Source organism: Streptomyces avidinii (genome assembly GCF_014650695.1).
GTDB lineage: Bacteria > Actinomycetota > Actinomycetes > Streptomycetales > Streptomycetaceae > Streptomyces > Streptomyces avidinii.
On record NZ_BMVL01000054.1, the window covers coordinates 1 to 1,342 of the forward strand.

Consider the following 1,342-nt stretch of genomic DNA (forward strand, 5'->3'; position numbering starts at 1 on the left):
ACTCCACGTACCCCGCCCCATACCGAGGTCAACGACGCCTCACCACATAGGACACGGTCTTAGACGTCATCTCATTTGGTGCTGAATAGGTTCCTTGACACGAGTACTGCCAGCTGGTGCAACCGCTGGCAGTACTGGGTTCCTACAGGGTCATTGATCTCAGGGATGACTCGGTCCAGGTCCTCGATGCGGCTCTGCAGGAGGATTCTGTTCTTCGAGCCGAGAGTGCCGCTGTTGTCGAGCCAGCGAAGAACGCAGCCGGCTATGTCCAACTCGAGGAGCCACACGTCTGTGCCACCGAAGGTGGCATGTCGCAGGCTGTCGGGGAACGGCTCTTGGCGGAATTCCTGCCAGAGACGATCTGCGGTCTGCACCTGCTCAGTCGATTCGCTCACTTGAGCCATCTTGCCGTAGCTGTTGAGTCGGTTTGGCATTCGTCTGCAAGCGGCGGTAGCAGATGAGGGCTGCAGCGATGCCTGCGAACGCCAGGAAGTGTTCGGCCTTGCGTTCATAGCGCCGGTGTAAGCGACGGCAGCCCGAGAGCCAGGACATCGTTCGCTCTACGACCCATCGGTGCCGGCCGAGCCGGTTCGACAGCTCGATTCCCTTGCGGGCGATGCGGTGACGGATCCCGCGGTGGCGCAGCCATCTACGCAGGTGGGCGCAGTCGTAGCCCTTGTCGCCGTGGAGCTTGCCGGGGCGGCGGCGACGGGGTCCGCGGTGAGATCTGATCGGCGGGATGCCCCGGACCAGAGGCTGGAGGGCCTGGCTGTCGTGGAGGTTCGCCCCGGAGATTCCGACGGAGAGGGGCAGATCGGTCCGCTCCGTGATCAAGTGGATCTTCGACCCGAATTTGCCCCTGTCGACAGGATTCGGGCCCGTGAGGTGCCCCTTTTCAGGGCCCGCATGTTGACGGAGTCGATCGCGCAGCGGGACCGGTCCAACTCGCCTCGGGCGCCGAGTTCGTCGAGGACCAGGCGGTGGAGCTTGGCCCACACCCGGGCCTTCGTCCATTCGGAGAACCGCCGGTGGGCTGTCGCCCCCGACGGCCCGAATGACGCCGAGGGCAGTTGCTGCCAGGTACACCCCGACGTAGCCACGAACAGAATCGCCGCCAGCACCTCCCGGTCACCGTGCCGACGCCGACCACCGCCTTGAGGCCGCGATGGAGCCTCCGGCACCACCCTCTGGAACAACTCCCACAACTCATCCGGCACCAGCCGCTCAACAATTCCCACCACGACCGGCAGCCTGCCCAATCCGCCAAATGAGATGACTTCTTAGACCGTGTCCTATGTGGTGAGGCGTCGTTGACCTCGGTATGGGGCGGGGTACGTGGAGT

At 64.0% G+C, this 1,342-nt stretch carries 2 protein-coding genes; both read right to left on the reverse strand.

The annotated features are described in order from the left end of the window. Positions 1-71 precede the first annotated feature (71 nt). A complete protein-coding gene (locus IE257_RS37685) occupies positions 72-395 on the reverse strand; it encodes a hypothetical protein (RefSeq protein WP_189974631.1) in 324 nt (107 codons plus the stop codon). Next, positions 379-1,232, reverse strand: a protein-coding gene (locus IE257_RS37690; protein WP_189974633.1) for an IS5 family transposase whose coding sequence is annotated in 2 segments (ribosomal slippage) — positions 379-884 and positions 884-1,232 — 855 coding nt in all. Because the reading frame shifts where the segments join, the coding sequence is not laid out codon by codon here. Before IE257_RS37690 ends, IE257_RS37685 begins: the two co-directional genes overlap by 17 nt. Positions 1,233-1,342: the final 110 nt, after the last annotated feature.